Annotated in this window: 21 protein-coding genes; 6 read left to right on the top strand and 15 right to left on the bottom strand. The window is 67.6% G+C overall.

Annotated elements, in window-relative coordinates:
- Window positions 1–191: 191 nt before the first annotated feature.
- Together A37U_RS0113285 and A37U_RS43505 are read right to left on the bottom strand one after the other, a co-directional pair.
- On the bottom strand, window positions 192–1,550 hold the full coding sequence (locus A37U_RS0113285; RefSeq protein ID WP_020497138.1) for a sugar porter family MFS transporter: 1,359 nt from the start codon (window positions 1,548–1,550) through the stop codon (window positions 192–194).
- Complete coding sequence (locus tag A37U_RS43505; protein WP_020497137.1) at window positions 1,547–3,895, bottom strand: glycoside hydrolase family 2 protein; 2,349 nt, start codon at window positions 3,893–3,895, stop codon at window positions 1,547–1,549. The genes A37U_RS0113285 and A37U_RS43505 overlap by 4 nt, the downstream gene beginning before the upstream one ends.
- 151 nt (window positions 3,896–4,046) lie before the next feature.
- On the opposite strand from A37U_RS43505, the gene A37U_RS0113275 reads away from it, so the two are divergent.
- Window positions 4,047–4,499, top strand: coding sequence for an SRPBCC family protein (locus tag A37U_RS0113275; RefSeq protein WP_020497136.1), 453 nt, complete (start codon window positions 4,047–4,049; stop codon window positions 4,497–4,499).
- 2 nt (window positions 4,500–4,501) lie between these two features.
- On the opposite strand, the gene A37U_RS0113270 is transcribed toward A37U_RS0113275, so the two are convergent.
- The gene (locus A37U_RS0113270; protein WP_020497135.1) at window positions 4,502–5,626 is read right to left on the bottom strand and encodes a carbohydrate kinase family protein; all 1,125 of its coding nucleotides are present in this window, start codon (window positions 5,624–5,626) and stop codon (window positions 4,502–4,504) included.
- A 112-nt stretch (window positions 5,627–5,738) separates the two neighbouring features.
- Between A37U_RS0113270 and A37U_RS48280 the strand changes: the two genes are divergently transcribed.
- Window positions 5,739–6,326, top strand: a complete 588-nt coding sequence (locus A37U_RS48280; RefSeq protein WP_020497134.1) for a TetR/AcrR family transcriptional regulator — start codon at window positions 5,739–5,741, stop codon at window positions 6,324–6,326.
- Here the strand turns inward: A37U_RS48280 and A37U_RS0113260 are convergent.
- From A37U_RS0113260 to A37U_RS0113250, 3 genes are read right to left on the bottom strand one after another with little or no spacing between them, the layout of a single operon-like run.
- Complete coding sequence (locus tag A37U_RS0113260) at window positions 6,319–6,990, bottom strand: response regulator transcription factor (RefSeq protein WP_026197183.1); 672 nt, start codon at window positions 6,988–6,990, stop codon at window positions 6,319–6,321. The genes A37U_RS48280 and A37U_RS0113260 overlap by 8 nt on opposite strands.
- A complete protein-coding gene (locus tag A37U_RS48275) occupies window positions 6,983–8,083 on the bottom strand; it encodes a sensor histidine kinase (protein WP_020497132.1) in 1,101 nt (366 codons plus the stop codon). The genes A37U_RS0113260 and A37U_RS48275 overlap by 8 nt, the downstream gene beginning before the upstream one ends.
- A gap of 12 nt (window positions 8,084–8,095) precedes the next feature.
- Complete coding sequence (locus tag A37U_RS0113250) at window positions 8,096–8,596, bottom strand: DUF1453 family protein (protein ID WP_020497131.1); 501 nt, start codon at window positions 8,594–8,596, stop codon at window positions 8,096–8,098.
- A gap of 139 nt (window positions 8,597–8,735) precedes the next feature.
- On the opposite strand from A37U_RS0113250, the gene A37U_RS0113245 reads away from it, so the two are divergent.
- The 4 genes from A37U_RS0113245 to A37U_RS43490 all read left to right on the top strand — a co-directional run bounded on the left by A37U_RS0113245 (window position 8,736) and on the right by A37U_RS43490 (window position 13,806).
- On the top strand, window positions 8,736–10,721 hold the full coding sequence (locus tag A37U_RS0113245) for an SDR family oxidoreductase (RefSeq protein ID WP_020497130.1): 1,986 nt from the start codon (window positions 8,736–8,738) through the stop codon (window positions 10,719–10,721).
- A 33-nt stretch (window positions 10,722–10,754) separates the two neighbouring features.
- The gene (locus A37U_RS0113240) at window positions 10,755–11,375 is read left to right on the top strand and encodes a class I SAM-dependent methyltransferase (RefSeq protein WP_020497129.1); all 621 of its coding nucleotides are present in this window, start codon (window positions 10,755–10,757) and stop codon (window positions 11,373–11,375) included.
- A 126-nt stretch (window positions 11,376–11,501) separates the two neighbouring features.
- Entirely contained in the window at window positions 11,502–11,705 is a 204-nt protein-coding gene (locus A37U_RS51465) for a hypothetical protein (RefSeq protein ID WP_020497128.1), read from the top strand.
- A 1,312-nt stretch (window positions 11,706–13,017) separates the two neighbouring features.
- On the top strand, window positions 13,018–13,806 hold the full coding sequence (locus tag A37U_RS43490; protein WP_020497126.1) for a class I SAM-dependent methyltransferase: 789 nt from the start codon (window positions 13,018–13,020) through the stop codon (window positions 13,804–13,806).
- 341 nt (window positions 13,807–14,147) lie between these two features.
- Here A37U_RS43490 and A37U_RS0113215 read toward each other — a convergent pair whose 3' ends face one another.
- Genes A37U_RS0113215 through A37U_RS0113175 form a run of 9 tightly spaced genes read right to left on the bottom strand, consistent with a single transcriptional unit; the run spans window position 14,148 to window position 23,226 of the window.
- Window positions 14,148–14,861, bottom strand: coding sequence for a hypothetical protein (locus A37U_RS0113215; RefSeq protein ID WP_020497124.1), 714 nt, complete (start codon window positions 14,859–14,861; stop codon window positions 14,148–14,150).
- A 10-nt stretch (window positions 14,862–14,871) separates the two neighbouring features.
- Window positions 14,872–16,119, bottom strand: coding sequence for an MlaD family protein (locus A37U_RS0113210; RefSeq protein ID WP_020497123.1), 1,248 nt, complete (start codon window positions 16,117–16,119; stop codon window positions 14,872–14,874).
- Window positions 16,116–17,174: an MCE family protein gene (locus tag A37U_RS48270; RefSeq protein WP_020497122.1), complete on the bottom strand. Its 1,059-nt coding sequence runs from the start codon at window positions 17,172–17,174 to the stop codon at window positions 16,116–16,118. The genes A37U_RS0113210 and A37U_RS48270 overlap by 4 nt, the downstream gene beginning before the upstream one ends.
- A complete protein-coding gene (locus A37U_RS43480; protein WP_020497121.1) occupies window positions 17,171–18,262 on the bottom strand; it encodes an MCE family protein in 1,092 nt (363 codons plus the stop codon). The genes A37U_RS48270 and A37U_RS43480 overlap by 4 nt, the downstream gene beginning before the upstream one ends.
- Window positions 18,262–19,251, bottom strand: a complete 990-nt coding sequence (locus A37U_RS0113195; RefSeq protein ID WP_026197182.1) for an MCE family protein — start codon at window positions 19,249–19,251, stop codon at window positions 18,262–18,264. Before A37U_RS0113195 ends, A37U_RS43480 begins: the two co-directional genes overlap by 1 nt.
- Window positions 19,248–20,249 (bottom strand): MCE family protein, encoded by a 1,002-nt coding sequence (locus A37U_RS0113190; protein ID WP_020497119.1) that lies wholly within the window; start codon window positions 20,247–20,249, stop codon window positions 19,248–19,250. Before A37U_RS0113190 ends, A37U_RS0113195 begins: the two co-directional genes overlap by 4 nt.
- Window positions 20,246–21,565 (bottom strand): MCE family protein, encoded by a 1,320-nt coding sequence (locus tag A37U_RS0113185; protein WP_020497118.1) that lies wholly within the window; start codon window positions 21,563–21,565, stop codon window positions 20,246–20,248. The genes A37U_RS0113190 and A37U_RS0113185 overlap by 4 nt, the downstream gene beginning before the upstream one ends.
- The gene (locus A37U_RS0113180) at window positions 21,565–22,416 is read right to left on the bottom strand and encodes an MlaE family ABC transporter permease (RefSeq protein WP_020497117.1); all 852 of its coding nucleotides are present in this window, start codon (window positions 22,414–22,416) and stop codon (window positions 21,565–21,567) included. Before A37U_RS0113180 ends, A37U_RS0113185 begins: the two co-directional genes overlap by 1 nt.
- A complete protein-coding gene (locus tag A37U_RS0113175; protein WP_020497116.1) occupies window positions 22,417–23,226 on the bottom strand; it encodes an MlaE family ABC transporter permease in 810 nt (269 codons plus the stop codon).
- Window positions 23,227–23,335 lie beyond the last annotated feature (109 nt).

Genomic DNA, 23,335 nt, shown 5'->3' with positions numbered 1-23,335 from the left:
CTTTCTTCCGCCACAACACTTTTCCGGCGAGCCGAGCACGTGTCCCTGGTGCGCGGCATAGTCGGCATCGTGGGTGTACGCGCGCAACGCCTCGGCGGGGGTCATGGCCTGTTCCCGATACGAGCCACCGTACGGTTTTCCGCGAAGACATGGGCGGCTGCACGAGCAAGGCGTGCCGTATACCACGCTCCTCAGTCGAACTGCCTGGCTTTCGCCGCCGCTCCGGTGAGTTCGAACTCGATGCGCTCCAGGGATTTCCCCTTCGTTTCCGGGATCAGTTTCATCGCGAACACCGTGGCGAGCACCCCGATCACGGCGAACAGGTAGAACACGATCCCGGTGCCGATCACGAGCAGCACCGGGAAGAACAGGCCGACGAGCAGGTTGCCGGTCCAGTTGGCGAAGGTGGCCAGGCTCATCGCCGTCTCGCGCACCCGTAGCGGGAAGATCTCGCCGGGGATGATCCATCCCATGCCGCCCCAGCTCATCGAGAACGAGACCTTGAACAGCGCGAGCGCGATGATCGCCACCCAGCCGAGGAGCCCGCCCGTATGCGCGCTGCCCGAACCGAGGAACACGGTGCCGAGCGCGAGCATGCAGATCGTCATGCCGATCGCACCCAGGATCATCGGGCGGCGCCGTCCGATCCGGTCCACGACCAGCAGCATGATCACGGTGACCACGACGGTGAGCGCACCGAGCCCGGCATTGGCCAGCAGCGCGGCGGAATCGGCGAACCCGAGCGTGGTCAGGATCGTCGGCGCGTAGTAGATGATCGTGTTGATCCCGATGATCTGCTGCAGGAAGGCGATGCCCACGCCGATCACGAGCACCCGGCGCAAGCTGGGCTCCCGGAGCAGGGCACCGAGCGGGGTGCGGGTGCCGCCGAGCAGCGCGCGAATCTCGGCGAGTGCAGCCTCGGCGTCCTCGCCCCGGCGCTCCAGGATCGCGCGCGCCTTGTCCGCCCGGCCCTTTTTCACCAGCCAGCGCGGGCTTTCCGGTTGGAAGACGATCCCGATCACCAGCAGCAGCGCGGGGAGCATGGCGATCCCGAAGGCGTAGTGCCACTGCCCAGGACCGTCGAGCGCGGTGGTGACCAGGTAGGCGATCAGGATGCCGCTGGAGATCAGCAGCTGGTTGAGCCCGGAGAGCGCGCCCCTGCGTCCCGCGGGCGCGAGCTCGGCGAGATAGATCGGGATGGCCATGGACAACGCGCCAACCGCGAGGCCCATCACCGAACGGCCGCCGAGGATCATCGGGAAGTCCAGCCCGATGCTGGCCACGAGGCAACCGAGAATGAACACCAGACCGGAGACGAGTATCGCCCCACGGCGCCCGAGCCGGTCGGCGAGCCAGGCGGAACCGAGCGCGCCGAGCATCGCGCCGACGATCAGCGAACTGGTCACCATGCCCTTCTGGAGGGCGCTCAGGCCGAGTTCGGGCCCGATGGAGAGCAGGGCACCGGCGACGACGCCGAGGTCGTAGCCGAACAGCAGGCCGCCGAGCGCGCCGAAGAAGTAGCTCGCCCGCCGGACTCCGAGGCGTGTCATGCGCGATCACCCATCCTGATCGTGACGTCGTTCGAGGGGAGTTCCGGATGCACGGCACCGATCCGGACCGTGCCGATCCGTCCGGGCCGCCCGCGCACCCACACCGCGGCGACCCCACCGGTTTCGGCGAGCGGAAAGGGATTGTCCCCGAGCAACTCGCCGGGACCGCGCAACCGCAGCCGGACCGAGCCCGCGCGCCCGGGACGCGGCGCCCCGTGGCGGTCGGTCACCCGCAGCACCACCCGCGTGGCGTCCGCCCCGTCGGCGCGGATCTCGCTGTCGTCCGCGGAAAGCGCGAGCCGGTCGCCCTCGTGGTCGGCGGAGAACCGCCTGCTGCCGAGCAACCGCGCGCCCTGGTAGGCGTCGATGCGCAGCTCGCCGCCGGAGACCCGGGAGAAATCGGCGCGAAAGGGCGCATAGGGCAGGTGCGGGAAACGGCCCCGGTCCGGGAGGAGCTCGGCGAACGGCGCGCCGTCCAGGAACAGCTCGAGCCGCCCGGCGTTCGCGAAGATCAGCGCGTCGTCACCGAGCTCGCCGACCGCGAACTCGCCGTGGAAATCCCAGTAGAAGGCCGGTTCGATGACCACCCGCCGGTTCGGGTCCACCTGCGCGGCGTACACCGCGGCTCCGAGTTTCGGTTCCCGGAACTGGTCGAGCACGCCGGGGTATTTCACGCCCTGGTACTGGTTTCCGTTCCCGGAGGGGTAGTCGAAACCGGCCCAGCCGAGTGCCCCGCAGCAGCGCGGATCGGCGGCCGCCTGCTCGTGCACGTAGGCATGCGCGAGCGCCTGCCCGTGCTGGGCGGTGACCGGATCGGTGCGCCGGTAGAAGCTCGCCGGGCCGGAGAGGGTGCCGACGGATTCGGTGACCAGCCACGGCCAGTTCTCGCGCGGCTGCTTCAGCTTCGGCAGCCGTTTCCCGTCGACCTGCTGCGAGTCGTAGTCGTTGTAGGAGAACACATCCTGGAGGAAGTCCTCGGTGCCGTAGTCTCCTCCGATGATCGCCCCGGTCGTCTGCCGGGAACCGTCGAGCTCGGCCGCGATACGCTGGGTGTCGGCATAGAGTTCGCTGTCCGCCGGGGTCTCGTTCAGCCGCACACCCCACAGCACGATGCTCGGATGGTTGCGGTCGCGCAGGATCATGTCCCGCACATCCCTTCGCACGTACCGTTTCCAGGTCCCGTCGCCGAGCGCTCCCCAGCCGGGCGCCTCCTCGAAGACCAGGATGCCGAGCTCGTCGCAGGCCTCGAGGAACGCCTCGTGCTGCGGATAGTGCGAGCAGCGGACCATGGTCACGTTGAGGTCCTTGAGGATCCGGGCATCCCTGCGCTGCACCCGGGGCGGCATCGCGGCGCCCACATAGGGGAAGATCTGGTGCCGGTTGAGCCCGATGATGGTTCTCCTGTGCCCGTTGAGGAAAAACCCCTCGGTGGTGAACTCGGCCGTACGGAATCCGACCGGGGCGGATTCCTCGTGCACCGGCTCGCGACCGGAGTACAGCGTGGCACGGAGCCGATAGCTCTTCGGCGCGTCGAGTTCCCACAGCTCGACATCGCGCAGCCCACCGATTCCGGTGCGCACCCGGCCCTGCGCATCGGGCACCGTGCTCGCCGAACCGAGTATCCGTTCCCCGTCGAGCAGCTCGACGCGGACCCGCGGATCGGGCATCCGACCGTCCACCCGCAGTCGCACATCCACGGTGCGCCGCAAGGGATCCAGCACCGCGCGCGGAACGGCGTGCAGTTCGGTGAGGAAGGCCTGCGGCCGCACCCGCAGGGTCACCTCCCGGTACAGGCCGGCGAGCTGCCAGAAATCCACCGTGTTCGAGGGCCGCCCCGGCCGGTTGGGTGGCACATCCACCTCGAAGCTCCCGTCCAGGGCCACGTCCAGGCGGTTGTCCCGGCCCCGCACGTACCGGGTGATCTCGTACTCCGCGGGGAGATAGCCACCGCGATGGGTGCCGAGCACGTGGCCGTTCAGGTTCGGGGTGATCGCGCTGAGCGCGCCATCGAATCGCAGGAAATAGCGATAGGTCCCGTCTTCGGGGGCCGGGGGCAGATCGAAGGAATTGCGGTAATGCCATTCCCCTTCCCAGGTTTTCGGGTCCCAATCGCGCCAGGACTGCCGGGCGACGGAATCGGGAAGTGTCACGCCATCGCGCACCGTCCTCATTCCGCTGACCCGCCAGCCGGAATCGATTCGGTTTTCCCGCTGCATCCGCCTGTTCAGCGCGGGAGAAGACCAGTCGATCAGCGGCATCGCGGCCACCACCCCCAGTGTCAGTACCCCGAATCTGCCGAACGCACGCCGGGACAGCGGCGCGGGTCTCGTTGATTCGGCGTCCATGAGCCGTACTGGACCATCCCCGGCCGGGAATGAACAATCACCCTAGCCTCGCTCCTAGTATTCGGAAACAACTTGCGGCGCACCCCGATAAAATCGTTATACGTAATACTGAACACGCGGTGCGCCGACGAGCAGCGCTTACCGTGAAGCCATGCTCGGTAGGCGAAACAGTCGATTCCACTACACCGTCACGGCACTGTGCACTCCCGCGGAAGCGGTCGCCCTGCTGACCGATGTGCCCAGACTGACGAGCAGGCACCCGTTCGTCATCGGTGCCCGGGAACGTCCGGCGGATGCCGGGGTACTGCGCAGCACCACGGTGACCGACCGGCTCCGGCTCGGACCGGTGCCGTTCACGATCACCTACGTGACCGATGTGCTGGCCGCCGGGCCCGAGGAAGTGGTCACCGTCGCCCGGCAACGGCCGTCGACCACGCTGACCAGCCGGGCCCGGATCCGCGCACAGGAGGATGGGCGGACCCGCATCGAGGTCACCATCTCGTTCACCGCGCCCGCGCTGCTTTTCCCCTACGCCTTCGGCAAAGCCAGGCACGCGCACCGCGAACTCGCGGACGGTATGCGGGAACTGCTGGAAGGCGGCTAGGCTCACACATCCGAGCGGCGGGCGATGGTGGCCGCCGCCCTGCGCACCGCGGCGACCGATTTGTTCGGGATCAGGTCGTCGAGGAAGCCGTACCTGCGCAGCACCGAGGTGTGGTAGGCGCCGCCGCCCGCGCTCTCCCGCATGGCGTGCCACCAGTCGGCGATATCGCCCCAGCCGGGCGCGGCCAGCGAACCGCCGAACTGCTGCACCGCGAGCGCCGAGCAGGCACCGGCGAACGCGAGCCGGTGGCTCAGCGGCCAGCCGCACAGCGTGCCCACCACCATGCCCGCCCCGAACACATCACCCGCACCGGTGGGGTCGAGCGCATCGACCCGCAGCGCGGGCACATCGGCCTCGTCCCCGGTCGTCGAGTCGATCGCCATCGCGCCGTGCACCCCGTTGGTCACCACGGCCAGCGGTACCCGGTCGGCGAGCGCGTAGAGGGCGTCCCGCGGGGTGTCGGTCCTGGTGTAGGCCATCGCTTCGGCGGCGTTCGGCATGAAAGCGTGGCAGTGTTCGAGCCTGCCGAGCAGCCGCGCTGACCAGTCCCCGCTCGGATCCCAGCCCACATCGGCGAACACCAGCGCCCCCGCCGCCCGCGCCTTGCTCGCCCAGGACCGCGGATCCTCGATCGGTTCGGGACCGTCCAGGTCCACGATCACCGCGCGCGAACGGGGCGGTTCGCCGATCATCTCGCTCGCGCTGACCGGGGGCTCATGGCTGTGCGTGACCATGGTGCGGTCCCCGGCCGCCGCCATGGACACGGTGACCGGGGAATGCCAGCCGGCGAACCGGCGCGAATAGCTCAGGTCAACGGTCTCCTGCTCGTCCAGGGTGCGCCAGCAGAAGTCCGCGTAGTCGTCGTCCCCGAACGCGGCGGCCAGCCCGGTACGCAGGCCGAGCCTGCTGGTGGCGATGGCCAGGTTCGCGATGCCGCCCGGGCATGAGCCCATCCCCTCGGCGAACACCTCGGTGCCCGAGCGCGGCAGGCTGCCCAGCCCGGTGAACACGATGTCCAGGAACACGGTGCCGTAGGTGAACACGTCGAACCCCGGTCCGTCTCCGGTACGCCACGCGGCGAGCGGGTCGTAGCGCTGGCAACAAGATTCCGTTGGCACGACTGCCATCCAATCATCCTGCCCGGGACGGAGCCCCGCGCGCCATGTTCGGGCGGCATAATAGGCTCGCGGTATGGGATCACCGGACTCGTCGCACAGGAAGCAGCCGAGAAGGGATGCGTTGATCCGCGCGACGATCGAGATCGTGGCCGAGCGTGGGGTCGCCGGGGTGACCCATCGTGCCGTCACCGAGCGGGCCGGGGTGCCGCTGACGAGCGCGACCTACTACTTCGCCACGATCGACGGCCTGGTCTCCGAGTCCCTTCGCTGGTACGCCAATGACCGCGCGGACATTTTCCGCGCCGCGGTCGCCGAAGCGCTCGAGGACAGCAAGACGGTCCGCTCGGTGACCGAGGCGGTCGCGCACATGATCGAGGCGCTGCCCAGGTGGGAACGGGTCGCCTTCTACGAGCTGCTGTGCAACGCTGCCCGGTTCCCGGCGGGCGCGGAGTTCGCCCGTGAATCGATCGAGGGCTACAGCAGGCTGGTCGCGCACGTGTTCCGGCAGTCCGGCCAGCCTGCCACCACCGAGCTGGTGCGCGGCGTGTTCACCCTGGAGATCGGGCGCGGGCTGCTCGGCCTGATCGACCCGCAGTTCAGCGACCTGGACTGGGCGGGGACCAACTTCCGCGCCCTGGTCGCCGGGTATCACCTGCTCGCCGAGGATCCGGAGCGCGTCGAGGAACTGATGCGCCGGGAACTCAAGTGACGAGTCCGTTGGTGAACGCGTAGCGCACCGCCTTCGCGCGGTCCGCGGCCCCGATCTTGGCGAAGATCCGGTTGATGTGGCTCTTCACGGTCGCCTCGCTGATCACCAGTTCCGCTGCGATCTCCCGGTTGGCCATGCCGCCGGCGATCAGCCGCAGCACGGCGCGCTCGCGTTCGGAGAGCTCGGCGAGGCTGGGATCGGGCCTGCGTTCCGGTTCGGCGAGCAGTCCCCGCTGCAGTTCGGCGTCCAGTACCGACTGGCCCGCGGCGGCGGCCTCGATGGCGCGCGCGATATCGGCCCGGCCCGCGTCCTTGGTGAGGAAACCGATCGCCCCGGCCCGCAGTGCTTCGCGCACCGCTTCGTCCTCCGCGTAGGTGGTGAGCACGACGACCCGGGTGCCCGGATGGTCCGCGCGGACCCGCGTGGTCGCGGTGATCCCGTCGCAGCCGGGCATCCGCAGATCCATGAGCACCACATCGGGTTCGGTGCGCGCGACCAGTTCGAGCACTCCCTCCCCGTCCTCGGCGGAGCCGACCACCTCGATACCGGTGAGCGTGTCCAGCAGGATCACCAGCCCCTCGCGCACCGCGGTCTGATCATCGGCGACGACCACCCGCAACGCCCGCTCACGCGATGTCGATGATTCGTTCGCACGCTCAGTCATGCGGCACCCGTACTCGCACGGTCCACCCCGTTTCCTCGGCCCCCGCGGTGACCGTACCGCCGATGCGTTCCGCGCGCTCCCGCATCCCGATCAGGCCGAAGCCGCCGCTGCCGGGTTCGGCCGCGGGATCGAGCTCGTTGTGCACCCACAGGCACAGTTCGCCGTCCGCGGAGTTCAGCGTCATCCACAGCGGGGCACCCCCGGAATGCTTGCCCGCATTGGTCACCGCCTCGGTGGCGATCCGCCCGATCGCGAGGGCGGCCTCGGGGCGCAGCGCGGGCACGGTCTCGGGCAGCTCGAGGTGCGCGGCCCCCTGGTACCCGTCGGCGAGTCCGGTCAGCACCCCGCGCAGCGCGCCGGGGTCCCCGCGCAGCGCCCCGACCGCGCGCCTGGTCTCGGTGAGCCCTTCGGCGGCCAGCCCGCGAGCCCGGCGTAGGCAGTCGAGCGCGCGTTCGGTTCCCGGGACGTCCTCGAGCAGCGCGTCCGCCGCCTCGAGTTGCACGCTGACCGCGCCGATCGAGTGGGCGAGCACATCGTGCATCTCCCGGGCGATCCGTGCCCGTTCCTCGGCCGTGGCCGCCTGCGCCTCGCGTTCCCGCGCCACCTGCGTCTCGGCGAGCAGCAGCTCCGCCTGTTCGAGGCGCTCCTGCCGCTGGCGCCGGGTCGTTCCGGCCAGATAGGACCCGACCGCGGGCAGGATCCACACCAGCCCGATGACCGGTCCGACGAGCAGCCCGTAGAGCAGAGCGACCACGATCCCGGCGGCGATGGTGATCCCGAGCGCGTACGGTTCACGCACCCCGGTCGCGGTGGACAGCAGTGCGACACACACCAGGATCAGGCCGAGCGCGGTCTGCATGGTCCCCGGGACGATCAGCAGTCCGCCCACCACGAACACCGCGTGCAGCGCGACCTTCGGTCTGAACCGGTCGTCCGCGAGCAGGGCGGTCCCGATCCAGCCGAATACGGCGAGCACGAACCCGGCCAGGGTGAGCGCCTGCACGCCGTGCAGACCGAAGCCCGGTTCGAATCCGAGGGCGAACCCGATCGCGCCGAGCACCACAAGGCGGACCGCGAGAACAGCGGCATTCATCAACACAGTGTCCTACGCCCGCACCGGGCTCGCCGCGATCACCAGCCCCCTGGCGCGCGCCCTCGGGAACACGACCAGCGCCTCCCCACCGAAGGTGAGCGCGAGCAGCAGGAACATCAGGTGGGTTCCACCGGCCACCGAGGCGCCGAGGACGTTCGCGAGCACCACCATGCCGACCCGCAGCGGGATCAGGGCGAGCCACACGGACACGGTCACCCAGGTGTAGCGCATCCAGGCGCGGCCCTCCTGCTCGTAGAGGCGGCTCAGCGTGCCACGCAGCACCCCGACCCCCAGGCTCACCACCGCGAACACGAGCGCCAGCACCCAGTCCATGCGGCTCATCACGTGCAGGTCCCCGGAAATCTGCTGCACCCCGACCACCAGCAGGACCAGCGGAACGATCAGCAGCTTGCGAGCCGAAACCGGAACCCCACGCGTCCGGCGCACGATCATCAGGACCACCAGGGCCACGGCGGCGAGGCCCAGAACGATATCCAACAGTTCGCTATTCATGCTACGAACGGTAGTTTTCGCGACCCTGGGTACACATCGAACGGCGGGTCCAACTTCGGTTGCACCCCCGGGTGCACCCGGACGAGAACGTGCCGCAAAATACATGCGTGCATGCACGCATGTAAGATACTATCTCCTCATGACGCACTACTTCGTGACCGGAGCGACCGGATTCCTCGGCAGGCGGCTCGTGCGCAGGTTGCTCGAACGCCCGGACTGCGAGCGCGTCTCGGTGCTGGTGCGCGAGGCCTCGAAGGCCCGCCTCGACCGGCTCACCGAGGACTGGCCGCATCCGGAGCGGGTGGTCCCGGTGCTCGGCGATCTGAGCGCCGAGGGGCTCGGCGTCGACCCGGCGGCACTGCCCGGCGCCCCGGATCACGTGGTGCACCTCGGCGCGATCTACGACCTGACCGCGGACGAGGCCGCGAACGAGCAGGCGAACGTCGCCGGGACCGCCAACGCGCTCAGCTTCGCGCGCAACGCGAACGCGGGGTTGTTCCACCATGTCTCCTCGATCGCGGTGGCCGGGGACCACCACGGCCGGTTCACCGAGTCCGATTTCGATCTGGGCCAGCGGTTCCCGACGCCGTACCACGCGACGAAGTTCGCCGCGGAGCGCCTCGTCCGCCGCCAGGACGCGGTGCCCTTCCGGGTGTACCGGCCCTCCGCGGTCGTCGGGGATTCGCTGACCGGGGAAATGGACAAGGTCGACGGTCCGTACTATTTCCTGCCCGCGCTGCGCAGGCTCGCGAGCCTGCCCTCCTGGCTGCCGCTCGCCTCCCCGGAACTGGGCAAGACCAACGTGGTTCCGGTGGACTACGTGGTCGATGCGATGGCCTACCTCATGCACCGCGCGGCACCGTCCGGGGCGACCTATCACCTCGCCTCCCCGCGCTCGCAGAGCCTGAACGAGATCGCGAGCGCGTTCAGCGCGGCCGCGGGCGGTCCACGCATCCGGGCCCGGTTGCCGATCGACCTCTCCGGGCGGATGCGCAAGCTCGGCCGCGCGTTCAACGCGAACGAGAAACCCCGGCCCGGCAAGAAGTCCATCGCCGGTGCGCTCAACGAGATCGGGATCCCGCCGCAGCTGCTCCCCGCACTCAACGCCCCCGTGGAGTTCGACACGGCGCAGACCGGGCGCGCGCTGACCGGCAGCGGACTGGAGTGCCCGGCCTTCGCCGACTATGCCCCGGTCCTCTACCGGCACTGGGCGGCCGAGCTCGATCCGGATCGCGCGCGCAGGCAACGGATGGACGCGCGGACCGTGCTCGTCACCGGCGCATCCTCGGGTATCGGCCGGGCCACCGCGCTGCAACTGGCCGAGCGTGGGGCGAACGTGGTGCTCGTGGCCCGGCGCGCGGAGGAACTGGACACCGTGCGGGACCAGATCCGCGCCGCGGGCGGGAAATCGGCCAGCTATCCCTGCGATCTCACCGATGACGAGGCCGTGGACGCGCTCGTCAAGCAGGTGCTCGCCGAACAGGGCACCGTGGACATGCTGGTGAACAACGCGGGCCGGTCCATCCGCCGCCCCGTCGCCGCGTCCACCGAACGGATGCACGACTACGAGCGGACCATGGCGCTGAACTACTTCGCCCCGCTGCGGCTTTCCCTGGCGCTGATCCCGAGCATGACCGCGCAACGGTTCGGGCACATCGTGAACGTCACCACCCAGGGCATCCAGGTGCACGCGCCACGGTTCTCCGCCTATCTCGCCTCCAAGGCCGCGCTCGACGAATTCGGTGCGGTGGCCGGGCGCGAACTGCTCGCCGAGGGGATCACGTTCAGCTCGGTGCGAGTGCCGCTGGTGCGCACCCCGATGAGCAAACCCGGGGCGAGCGCGTACCGGATGCTGCCCGCCATGGAACCGGAACAGGCCGCCGCGCTGGTCGTGCGCGCGCTCACCCACCGGGCGCCCGCGGTGAACACCCCCTTCGGCAGCCTTGCCGGGCTCGCCGACACCCTGATGCCGCGGATGGGCAGGCTCGCCACGCATCTCGCCGAATTCCAGGCCCGCCCGGAGACCGCGCCGGACAGCATGCACCTGCACCCGCGCCGTCATCCGCTCGTCGCCGTGGTCAGCACCGCGACCCGGCTCGCCTGGCGGCCGCACCCCAAGGGTTGACCTCAACTTTGCTTTAGGTTGCATGCTCGGGGTATGACAACGAAAAACACCTTCGAAGCGGCCTACGAGAACGGCACCGCGGGCTGGATCATCGACCAGCCCCAGCCCGCCGTGCTCGAACTCGAACGCGCCGGGCTCATCCGCGGCGCCGTACTCGAACCCGGTGCGGGAACCGGGGAGCACACGATCGCGCTCACCGAACGCGGCTACGACATCCTCGGCATCGACTTCGCCGATTCCGCCATCGCCCGGGCCCGGGAAAACGCCGCCGCACACGGGGTTCCGGCCCGGTTCGAGGTCGCCGACGCGCTCGCGCTCACCGGTCCGGCCCGGTACGAGACCGTGCTCGACAGCGCCCTGTTCCACGTCTTCGATGGCGAGAGCGGGCGCGCCTACGCCGAGGCGCTGCATCGCGTCTGCCTGCCTGGCGCGCTCGTGCACATTCTCGCCCTCGCCGAGGCCGAACCCAGGATGGGGCCACAGATCAGCGCGGGCACCATCCGGGCGGCATTCGGGGCGGACTGGAAGATCGAGTCCATCGAGCAGAGTTCCTATCGCGTCTCGGTGAACGAGAAGCACTGGGCGGAATCCGGCTTGCCGGTCGGAATTCTGGACCGGCCGGCCTGGCTCGCCCACATCCGTCACCTGGGCTGATTCCCGCGAGCGTTACGTGGCACTCGGACTCGCATTCCGCAGTGCATTCTCCTGACGGTCGGGCGTCGTCGGTAGGGAAAACCGAACGGAATTCATATCGAAACACCCTCTCGTTTCGCTCGATCCATGCGATCCGGACTCGGCGCCGTTGCTGCGTCTGGCACTGGCGGTTCGGCGGGTTCGAGACCATGGCGGCCGGACCAGACCCGCGAGGAGGTCGCGGAACGCCTCACCGATGTGCTGCTCTCCACCTGCGTCTCGCTCGAACTGCTCGTCAAGAACGGCGAACTGGATCGCTGCTCGGATATCGCCGCGTTCCGGTCACCTTGACCGAACCGGCCAAGCAGTTCCTGGTCGTCTCCGGATGTTCGCGCCCGCGTGGGTCATGGGCGTGAAACCCGACGTCGATGGCCGTGGCACCGATGGCCCCGGCCAGCTTCAACCGGTTCGATCGTGGACCTCATCAGCGGCGGTGGGCTGATGACCTGCCTGCCCCGCGCCGAACATGAGGAACGGCGCGATCGAACCGCGCCGCGGAGGCCGCATCCGAACCGCCCGGATGACCACAGCCGGCTCCCAGACCGGTACCGTTCGTCGGTTCCGGTTCCGAGGGAGGAGGCGGCGTCGGAGGATCCGGTGGCGGCGTGGGCCGCGGCATCGGATCGGGAGGTCGCGGCACCGGATGCGGGTCCGGCGGTCCTGGAATCGGCTCGGGCCCAGGGGGAATCGGATGCACCATCGGCATACTCCTTCATGGTAGGTTCGGCGAACGGAAACGCCTGAGCGGGTGGCGGTGTTGCGGGCGTTCCGTCCGTTCGACGTCGCCCATACCCGGCCCCGTTTCGGACGAAACATCGTCCCGGGTTCGAAGATCGGTCGGGCGGTTCGTTCGGATCAGGGGCGGCAACCCACGAGTGAGCCGGTCACACCGACCCGGAAAGCCATCAGCGAGCCGCCACGCTGCCCGGTCATCTCTCTGCCGCGCCCGCGCGAACACCGCGGTCGCGGGGATCGAACGCGCGCCCCCACGCTGCAATCGACTTCGAGGGTCGAACCGGATCCGGGACCATCAGCGATGCTCCGGCGGTTTTGCTGAGCGGACATCGCACCGGCCACCGCACAGCACAAGTAATCGAACCTGGAGTTCGGGGATGGACGGTTCGGTGATGGCGGGTCCTGGTGCACGGTGATGGCGGCCTGTTCAGCGAGAATCGTTCCCGTGCTTGTCGGATTCGGCATGGGTACGTTCGGCGCCGGGACAACGGATCGAGACACCGTCGGTGTCCTGCGTCAAGGAGTTGGCAGGTTTGATCCTGGTCCAGCCGGGCTCGGCACAGGTACGTTTGAGCTCCGGCCGGTGAGATTTCCCAGCATTCCGGCATCCGGTATACGGAGGTCCCCTGTGAGACGGCGTTCAGCTCAGTGATCGCGAGTATCCGTACTACCATCAGATGCCGCGTCCGTAGGCTTGGAGCGACTGGGCGCAGACCCGACCCATGCCGAAGCGGACCCGCCTCGTATACCAGCCGCGATACCGGCATCAGCCCCACCGCAGACACCGGATTCGGGTCATCGAACGATAGCGAGGAGTATCCGGTGGCGGTGGATTCGAGCTCAGACCGTTGTCCCCGAGGAGCACCCCATGCCCGAAAGCGAATACCTTTTCGATACCGGTTCCGAGTCCGGTCGACAGCATGTCACCGGTCTCGACTTGGTGCTCGGCCGAAAGACCGCCGAGTTCCTCGGCACGGCCGGCATCCTGCCCGGCCAACGCTGCTTGGAACTCGGTGCGGGCAGCGGATCTGTGGCGAACTGGATGGCCGACCGCACAGGCCCGGATGGGACCGTGGTCGCCGTCGACCTGGAGACCGACCATCTCCTCGAACGTCCCGGCATCGAGATCTACCGCCACGACATCAACGACGGACTCCCGGTACCAGGTCCGTTCGACGTGATCCACGCGCGACTGGTCCTGGTGCACCTGCCGCGTCGCGAGGAGATCTTCGAGATGCTCGTCGACGCGCTCGCGCCGGGCGGGTGGCTGGTATTGGGCGAGGTAGTCCACTTCCCGCAGTCGATCTCCGCTCCCAGCACGCACGACGAAGCGATATTCGCGAAAGTTTGGCGCATCGCGGCCGAAATCGTCGGACCGGCCGCCGACCAGGACTACCGATGGGGGCACCGGGTCTACCGCCGGATGGCCGCCGCCGAGCTCCACGAGCTGCACGCCGAGGAGTTCTCCGAGACCGCCATGGGCGGCGACCCACATGGCGAAGTGCTCGAAGCCCTCGTACGGCAAGCCGAACCCCCACTGGCCGCAGCCGGATGCACCCCGGATGAACTGGCGCGACTCCAGGAACTACTGCGCGACCCGCTCATGCGGTACTGGTTTTTCCGGTTGGTCTACACACGCGGCCGGAAACCATGCTGAACCATCCCTGACGCACGGACCGACCGGCAGCTGCTGGCTCGCCAGGCCGGGTCAGGAACTTGTCACAAAATGACGTGGCGTGTCGTTTTCCTTGTGGTTGAGCCAGGTTGAGATCCTGTTCGGTCGCGGGATGCTCGGGAGCGATATGCTGGCGGCGGACGCGGGACTGGGGCGGAATGGCCGACGGACACCGGTTTAACCGATATCGACTGTTCCGTTTCACGACACTGTGGCCAACGGCGCAGTACCGGGCAGGGTGCCGCGACAAAGTCTTTTCCGGCGGCGAAGCCGCTGTTGCCACCCGGGCAACCCACACCGCCAGGCAGCCGAGTCGGACATTCTCACACGAAGGTCATGCCGTCGAGTTTCCAGCTGCCGCCCTGGCGGACAAGAGTGACCTGGGTGCGCCAGGGTTGCACGACGGGTTCCTTGTGCTGGGCGTTGGTGACGGTCTGGTTGGAGAGGAAGACCAGATCGGCCTTGTCACCCTGTACCCGGGTCACCCCGGAGGCGACGATGTCCATTGTGGACTTCGCCTTGAGCTCCTGCACCTTGCCGCGCAACTGGTTGACCAGGTTCTTGTACTGCGGCCGGAATCCGTCGCTGGCGTCCGCGGTCACCGCTTCGATGTTCTTGTTGATGTCCTGGTAGTCGAAGTCACCGAGGCTCTTCATGATCCGGTTGCCTGCCTGCAGTGCCTCGGTGCGGTCGGAATCGGCGGAGTTGAGCTGGAAGTAGCTGACCGCGAAGAACACGGCGGCGGCGAGCACCACCAGAAAGGCCACACTCGGCACGAGAACCTTGGCGCGCAACCATTTCGCGGCGCGTCGCGGCTCGGTACCGGTGGGCTCGGCTTCAGTGGCTTCGGGGGACGTCTCCGCAGCCTCGGGTTCCGCGGCCTCGGCGGCCTCGGAGTCCGGTGTTTCGGCGGCCTCGGTCCCGGCGGCCTCGGGAGCTTCGGCCTTTCCGGCGGCGTCGGTCTCGGTGGTGTCGTCCTCGACCCACTTGCGCTCGATCGCATCGGTGTCTTCGTCGTTCACGGTCGTCTCGCTCATCGTCGAATCCCTACTGTATTCCTTGCATCATGACAGCGCTCCAGGACTGTGGCCCGGTCACCGGTGGCTTGCCGTCACCCAGCTTCAGTTTCGAACCGTCCTGCCTCGTCGCGATCCGCGTCTTCGGATCATAGGTACCGATCTCGGGATTCGTCGGGGATCGCGGCGCGTTCACCGAGCCACGTTGTTGCAGGTACTGCTTGTCGCCCGGGCAGTTCCAGTTGGCCTCGACCGGCCGGGAACCGGTCTGCTGCGGGGTGCGCCGCTGGGTACCGTAGTAGCACACCGGGCCGGGCGCCCCGGTGAGGTCGACCGCGGCATCGGTGACCCCGGGATGCAGCGGGCTCGGGAAGAACACGCTGGAGAAGTCGTTGATGCCCTTCGGCCCGTCGGTCAGCGATCCGGCCAGGGTGGGCAGGTTCAGCGAGAGTACCTGCGTGACATTGGCCAGGTTGGACACGATCAGCGCGATGGAGCGCTGATTGCGGTTCAGGATCGGCATGATCCGCCTGATCATCGCGTTCCCGTCGGTGAGCAGCGCACCCGCCTTCGGGGTGAGCCCCTTCATATCGGCGGTCATCCCGCGTACTTTCTTCGCGAGCGCGGGCAACTGGTCGACGAGTCCCTGATTCTTCTGGATTGTCGCGGTTCCCCGGTCGGTCAGGTCGATCAGCTGCGGGGTGATCTCCTCGGTGGTCCCCATCAGCTGTTCGGAATTCCGCAGCAGGGTGTGCAGCTGTGGTTCCATCCCGGACAGCGCGTCCTGTGCCTCGTCCCCCACCTTCGCCAGGTCCTTGGTGTCGATGGTGGACAGCAGATCGGTGCCGTCCTTGAGGAAACGGTCGAACGGGACGGGGAGTTCGGTGTCCCTGGCCGGGATCGTGTCCCCGTCGGCGAGGTAGGGCCCGGAATCGGTGCGCGGCTGCAGGTCCACGTGTTCGATCGCGATCGGCACATCCATGCTCACCGCGGCCATGGTGTCCTTCGGGATCCGGTACTCGGTCTTGATCGCCAGCTCGAGTGTGATGCCGTTGCCGCCGGGATCGATGGTGACCGAGTCGACCGTGCCGATCGGGGTGCCGCGATAGGTCACCTGGGAGTTCTGCACTATTCCCCCGGTTTCCGGCAGGTGCATGCTCACCCGGTAGGTGCCCGAGAGTGCGTCCTGCCCCACGGTCTGGGCGACGACCAGGCCCGCGGCGAGAAAACCGACGACGATGAAGGCGATCAACCGGATGATCGGCATCCGCTGTTTCATTTCCCCACCGCCTTCTGCATCAGTTTGTCCGGACCACCGGTCCGCGGTGCCTTGTCCGGCCGGTCGAGACCGTTGGCCACCTGCCCGACCAGTTTGCCGATCAGCGGCGGCAGATCCGCCCGCATGTTCACGGTCAGGTAATCACCGGGTACCCCGGCGGTGAGGTTCGGCCCGACCTTCGAGATGCCCTTGGTGATGGTGCCGACCTGATCGCCGATCTTGGCCAGGCTGGACAGCGGGGCCTGGAATTTGTCGATGAATTCGACGATGTCGCGCTTGTTCTTCCCGACGACCCCTTCCACGGTCGCGGACAGATCGCCCACCTTGCCGATCAGCGAGTTGAGCCGGTCCTTCTGGGCGAGGATCGCCTTGATCCCGGGTTCGGTCTCGGTGATCGCCCTGTCCAGCACCGCCTTGTTCTCGTTCGCGTAGCCGGTCAGCTGGTTCAGATTGTGCAGTGTCTTCTCGATGTTCCCGCTCTGCGAGTCCAAAGTGGACAGCACGGTGTGCACCCTGGACAGCAGCTCGCGGATCTCGCCCTCGCGCCCGCCGACGATGGTGTTGGTCTCCCGCACCAGGGTCTTCACCTGGGCGATACCGCTGCCGCGTAGCAGGGTGCCGAGCGAGGCGAGCAGCTGCTCGGGATCCGGGCCGCGGGAGGTGTCGGCGAGCGGGATGACGTCCTCGCCGCGCATCGGTGCCGTGCCGGTTCCCTGCGGTGGCAGCAGTTTCACGTACTCCTCGCCGAGCGGTGAGGGCAACTGCAGCCGCGCCCCGGTACCTTTGGGCAGGACGACGCCGTTGTTGATGTTCGCGGTGATCCGCGCGACGTAGTCGTGCACGGTGACCTCGGCGACCCGGCCGACATCCGATTGCCCGACCCGGACCAGACCGCCGACCGGCAGCTGCGCGGCATCGCTGACCTCGATGGTGATCGGATAGGTTGCCGCGGAGGAACCGGTGCCCATCGGGAAGTTCTGGAAGCTGAGCCCGCAGCCGCTCAGCGCGACGGTGAGCAGCGTGCCCAAGGCGAGAACGGTGAACCTGCGCGTCATTTCGCCCCCCGTGCCGGATCGAGGAAGGCGAGCGGATCCCATTGCGGTGGCGGCGGGCCGGGGATCGGGTTCACGATTCCCGCCCCGCTGCACAGCGGATTCGGCAGTGTCTTGCACAGTTCCTGCGTGGAGGCGAACTGCTGCAGATTTGTCGACACATCGATGCGCAGCCGGGCGCGTTTGTCCTTGATCGTCCGGGACAGGTTCTGCATCGCCAGCGGGAGGTATTTGATCCCGTCCACAATCCGGTAGCGCAGGTCCGAAAGGGTCTGTGTGGTGTCGGCGAAGCTCTTGACGGTTCCGTCGATGCGGTTGCCGTACTTGTTGAGCAGGTCCGAGGCCTGCTGCATCAGCCCGGTCAGTTTGCCGATGGTGTCGTTGATGGTCTGCTGGTGGGACTGATATTCCCCGGTGATCGCATTGACCGTGCCGGAAAGGGAATCGATCGAGGACTGGTTCTCGTCCACCACGCTGACCAGCTGCTGCAGGCTGGTGAGCATGCGCTTGGCGTCCGGGGTACCGGAGACGACGAGCGAGCTGGCGCTGCCAATGCTCTTGATCGCCTCGTTGACCTTCTTCCCGTTGCCGTCGAAGGCTTTGGCGGTGTCCTTGAGTCCACCGCCGAGCAGTCCCTGCGGATCGTCCTTGCTCGGCCCGAACGCCTTGGCGAGCGTGTCCAGGGTGTCCACGAGTTTGTCCCAGGGCACCGGGGCGTGGGTGCGCTCCACCGGGATGCGCGCACCGTCGCTCAGCAGCGGGCCGCCGTGATAGGTCGGGGTGAGCTCCAGGTACTGGTCGCTGATCACGTCCGGGTTCATCACATAGGCCTGCGCGTCCGCCGGAATCTTCGTGCTGCTCGGCACGGTGAACGTGACCGTGGAGGTTTTCCCGTGCGGCACAACGGATTCCACCTTGCCGATGGGCAGGCCGAGCTGGGTGACCTTGTTCCCGGCGAACAGGCTCGCGGTGGCGGTGAACTCCGCGCGCACGGTCAGGTGCGCACTCGGCCGCAGGAAGGCGAACCAGCCGGTGAGCGCGACGAGGGCGAGCACCACGCCGAGAATGAGGAGTTTGCGCCAGCGCTGCATCACTTACACCCCTTGACAAGGCCGAGCACGCAGTCGACGTTGTCCGGTAGCAGGATCCCGGGGACCGCGAAGTCGATCCACGGCCCGTTTCCGGTGGCATTGGCCAGATTCTTCGAGCCGTCGTGCAGGTTCTTCAGCGCCTCGGCCAATAGCGACTGGTGTTTTTTCAGGCCGTCGGCGAGCGTGACCAGGTTGGTGAGCAGTGGATCGACCTTGGCCTCGTTGTCCTTGATGAGCTGGCTGACCTGGCCGATGAGTTTGTTCGTGACGGTGAGCAGGGTGGAGATCGCGTCCCGCTGCTGCACGAGATATTCGGCGACCACCTTCGCGTTGCCCAGCAGTTCCTTGAGGTTCTTGCGCTGACCGACCAGCACATCGGTCACGGATTTGGCTCCACGCAACAGTTTCTGGAACTGGTCGTTGCGTTCGGCGACCATTTTGCTGACTCCGGTGACGCCGCTGAGGGTGTCCCCGATCAGTTTCGGATCGGTCGGCAGGTTGCCGCGCAGCGTGCTGATCGCGTCCTGCATCGCCTGGATGTCCAGGCTTCCCGCGGTACTCGATGCGGACCGGGCCAGCGAGCCGACGTCGAAGGGGACCGAGGTCCTGCTGGCAGGAATGGTGTCCCCGGACCGCATCGGGGTGGTCCCGGCCGGGCGCACCGCGATGTAGCGGCGGCCGAGCACGGTCTGGATCTTGATCTCCGCGGTGGTGCGGATGCCCAGCTGCTGATCGCGGTCCAGCCGGAAGTGCGCGGCCACGTGATCGCCCTCGATCTCCAGGTCGGTCACCCGCCCGGAAGGCACCCCGGCCACGTACACCTGGGAACCGTTCTGCAGCCCCGATGCGTTCACGAAATCGGCGGTGTACTCATGGGTGTTCGCGTCGAACGTCACCCGTGGCACGAAGATCGCGGCGAGCAGCGCGGCCGCGATCAGCAGCACCCCGATGGACCCGGCGCGCAACGGATTGATCGAGCTGAGGTTCATCGGCACACCCCGCTGTGGATATTGGGCGGCAGAGTGGTGTCGATCGGGCCGAGCTTGAGGCTCACGCTGCACAGATAGACGTTCGCCCAGCTGCCGTACGAGGTCAGGTTGCCGAGCTTGGCGAATCCCGTGCTCGCGGAACCGAAGGCACGCACCAGTTCCGGTCCATGCTGGGAAAGCTGACCGGACACCTGGTTGAGCAGCGTGAGGTTGTTGGTCAGTTTCGCGCCGGACTGTTCGGTGACCCCGGCGAGGGTGTTCGCCATCCGGGTGGTGGAGTCGAGCACATCACTGATCTGCCCGCGTTCGTCCACGGCGAGCCGCATGAGCTTGCCGAGCGCGGACACCAGCGAGGTGAACTGCTGCTTTTTGCCGAGCACCGACCCGATCACCGAGTTCAGATTGTCCAGCAGCGCCCCGATGAGCGGATCGTCCTTGGTGATCTTCGAGGTCAGCGAGACCACGGTGTTCAGCACTTGCTCGATCGGCTCCTTCTCACCCTGGAACACCCGGACAAGGGAGCGCGCCAATTGGTTGGCCTGTTCGGGTTCGAGCGAGTCGAACAGCGGGCGGAATCCGTTGAGCAGGGTGGTCAGATCGACCGCGGGTGTGGTGCGGGACAACGGGATCACCGAACCGGGTTCCAGGCGCTGGCCGAGCGAGACACCGCGCCCGACGGCCAGATACCGGCTGCCGAGCAGATCGGCATAGCGCACCGCGACCGTGCTGTCCGGGCTGACCTTCTGCTTCGTGGCCACCTCGAAGTCCACCTGCGCGACGCCATCGTGCTGGCTGACCCCGGTGACCCGGCCGACCCGGACCCCGGCCATGCGCACATCGCTTCCCGGGGTGACACCTTCGGCATCGGTGAACCGGGCACTGTAGTGATACGTGGGATCGGCCATCGGCTGCACGAGCGTGTTCACCATGAGCACCGTGCTCAGCGAGGTCACCACGAGGAAGACGCCGAGCTTGACGAGCACGCCGATATCCTTCATCTGGTCACCACCGTTGATCCGCGCAGCGCGGTGCCGAGGTACATCTGCAGGATGCCGTCCACGGATTTCGGCGGCTGCTCGTTCGAACCGGTGATCTGCGGGAGCAGCGAGCGCAGTTTCGCGGTCTCATCCTGCGGAGTCTCGGTCTGCGGGGTCTCGCTCTGCGGGGGTTCGCTCTGCGGAGGCTCGGTGCGCTGCTGCCCGCCGCCGAGCTGGTCATCCCCCGGCGGGCGGCTCTGTTCGCCCTGCAGCGGCAGATCGGGCGGAGCGGGCACCGAGCAGTTCGGCCCGTCCAGCCCGGGATAGCGCGGGCAGTCCTTGGAGGTGTACGGCTTCGAGTCGTACAGATCGATCCGGTTGGCGTGGATGGTGGTCTTGTTGCTCACCCCGTCGGTGGAGTTACCGAGATTGGCCAGTGCCTTGAACATGTCCGGCAGGCCCTCCGGATAGGTCGCGAAGGTGGACCCGACCGGATTTCCGGTGTGCAGCAACCGGATGATGTTGTCCTTGTTCTGCGCGAGCAGCCCGGTGCCCTGGTCCGCCGCGGCCCCGCCACCGGCGAGCAGCGCGGCGATATCGCCCTGGCGGTGCGCCACGAACTGGGACAGGTCCACGGCGTTCCGCAGTACCCCGTAGGTGTCCGGCGCGGCCTGCCGGAGTTTGCCGGACATGTTCGCGAAGGCTTCCACCGTCGGCTTGATCTTGCCGGTGAGCGGCATGAGTTCGCCCGAAGCGTTGTAGGCGCGGTCGATCAGCGAGCCGATCTCGTTGCCTCTGCCGTCGAGCAGTGTGGACAGCGAGGTGAGCACCTGGTTGATCTGCGCGGGGCGTAGTCCGGTGATGAGGTCGTAGGCCTTTTCGTACGAGTCGTAGAGGTCCACGGTCTGCTTGGAGCGGTCCGGGGCGATGCGGGAACCCGCGGTGAGGGTGGTCGTGGCGTGTGGTCGTACATCGACGAGGTCGAGGAATTGGTCGCCGAACACGGTGCGGGGCAGGATGCGCACCTGTACCGAGGACGGGATCCGGTGCAGCTGCTCGGGCTGGATGCGCATCTCGATCCGCGACGTGGTGCGCCCGGTGGCCAGTGGCACCACGGTCTTGAGTTTGCCGACGACCACCCCCCGGTACTGCACCGGAGCATTGACCGCGAGCGGGCTCCCGGACACTTCCACCACCGAGCTGATCACCGGAAGCGTGGTCAGCCCGCCCATGCTGGCGAGCACCGCGAATACGCCACCGACCAGCAGCGCCGCCCCGACCGCGAGCCCGCGCAGCGCCCGCACGCGCCTGGAGACCTGCCGCTTCGAGACGTCCATCAGCCGCCCACCCCGATCCCGGGCAGTTTCGGCGGAATGCCGTAGAACGCGAAGGCGAGGATCATGTCCAGGATGACCAGCGTGACCAGGCTGGTGCGCAGCGCTCGTCCCGCGGCGCGGCCGACACCTTCGGGCCCACCGCGCGCGGTGTAGCCGTAGTAGCAGTGCACCAGGGTCACGATGATCGCGAAGATCAACGCCTTGGCCACCGAGATGACCACGTCTTGCGGGGTGAGCATGAGCTGGAAGAAGTAGTCGTAGGTACCCGAGGACTGCCCGTTGAGCACCACGATGGACAGATACGTGGCCAGATACGAGGCGAACAGGCCCAGCAGATACAGCGGCAGCACCGAGATCAGCGCGGCGAGCATTCTGGTGGTCACCAGGAACGGCAGTGAGCGCACCGCCATGCTCTCCAGCGCGTCGACCTCCTCGGAGATCCGCATCGCGCCCAACTGCGCGGTGAACCCGGTTCCGACCTTGGCCGCGAGCGCGATGCTGGCCACCAGCGGGGCGAGCTCCCGGGTGTTGACCACCGAACCGAGCAACCCGGTCAGCGGGGTCAACCCGATCAGCCCGAGCCCGCGCTGCCCCTCCAAACCAAGCTGCGCACTGGTGATGAACGCCATCCCGAACACCACGCCGACCGTGCCGCCCGCCGCGATCATGCTCGCGGTACCGAAACTGATCTGCCCGATCAGCACCACGACCTGTTGCCAGTAGGAGCGGATCGCCTTGGGCACCGCGCCGAGGCTGCGCAGATAGAACACGAACTGATCGCCCAGCTCGGCCAGCGCGTCCACGAACCGCCGTCCTTGCACCATGACGACCCGGCGCATGGGAAGTGCCATCTAGTACTCCCCCTTTCCCGGGATCAGCACCGGGTACAGCTCGGAGAGCACCACATTGATGACGAAGACCATGGTGAACGCGAGCACCACGGTCTCGTTCACCGCCTCGCCGACCCCACCGGGACCGCCCCGCGCGGTCAGTCCCTTGTACGAAGCGATGACCGCGGCCGCGATCGCGAACCCCGCTGCTTTGACGGCGGCCACGAAGAAATCCGCGGGCTGACTGAACTGGGTCAGCGTCTGCAGGAACCCACCCGAGGAGTTGCCGAGCACGATCGTCTGCACGAACATGCTCGATCCGACCCCGACCACCATCACCAGGCTGTCCAGCAGCACGGTCACCACGACCGCGGCGATCACCCTCGGCACCACCAGCCGGTCGATGCTCGGGATCCCCATCACCTCGAGCGCATCCACCTCCTCGCGGATCTTGCGGGCACCCAGATCCGCGCAGATCGCCGAACCACCCACCCCCGCGATCATCAGCGCGCAGATCAACGGCGCCACCTGGCCGACGATCACGAAACCGACCACCGCACCCGTGTAGTTCTGCGCACCCAGCTGCCCGGCAAGCGAACCGACCAGGATCGCGATCAGCACCCCGAGCGGGATCGTGACCAGCAGGGTGGGCAGCAGCGTCACCGAGGCGAGAAACCAGGTCTGCTGATAGGTCTCGCGCACGTTCAGCCTGCGGCCCGCGAGAACCTTCACCGCCGAGGCAGCGGTCACCACGGCGAATCCGATCATCGAGCCGATCTGCCAGACCGTTCTGGCGAGCGGCCCACGCTCGAGCGGATGCACATCCAGCATGCGCCGCGACCTCCCGCCTGGTGAGTAGCGTCTCTATGACCGGGACCACAAGGTGTGCGAGAAGATACATGCACTCGTGCATGAATGTCTAGAAGCTTGGCTGCTGACG

The sequence above is a fragment of the Sciscionella marina DSM 45152 genome, from assembly GCF_000379465.1.
GTDB classification, from domain to species: Bacteria; Actinomycetota; Actinomycetes; order Mycobacteriales; family Pseudonocardiaceae; genus Sciscionella; species Sciscionella marina.
Note: the sequence above shows the minus strand (reverse complement) of the source record. Positions and strands in the feature narration are given on the sequence as shown.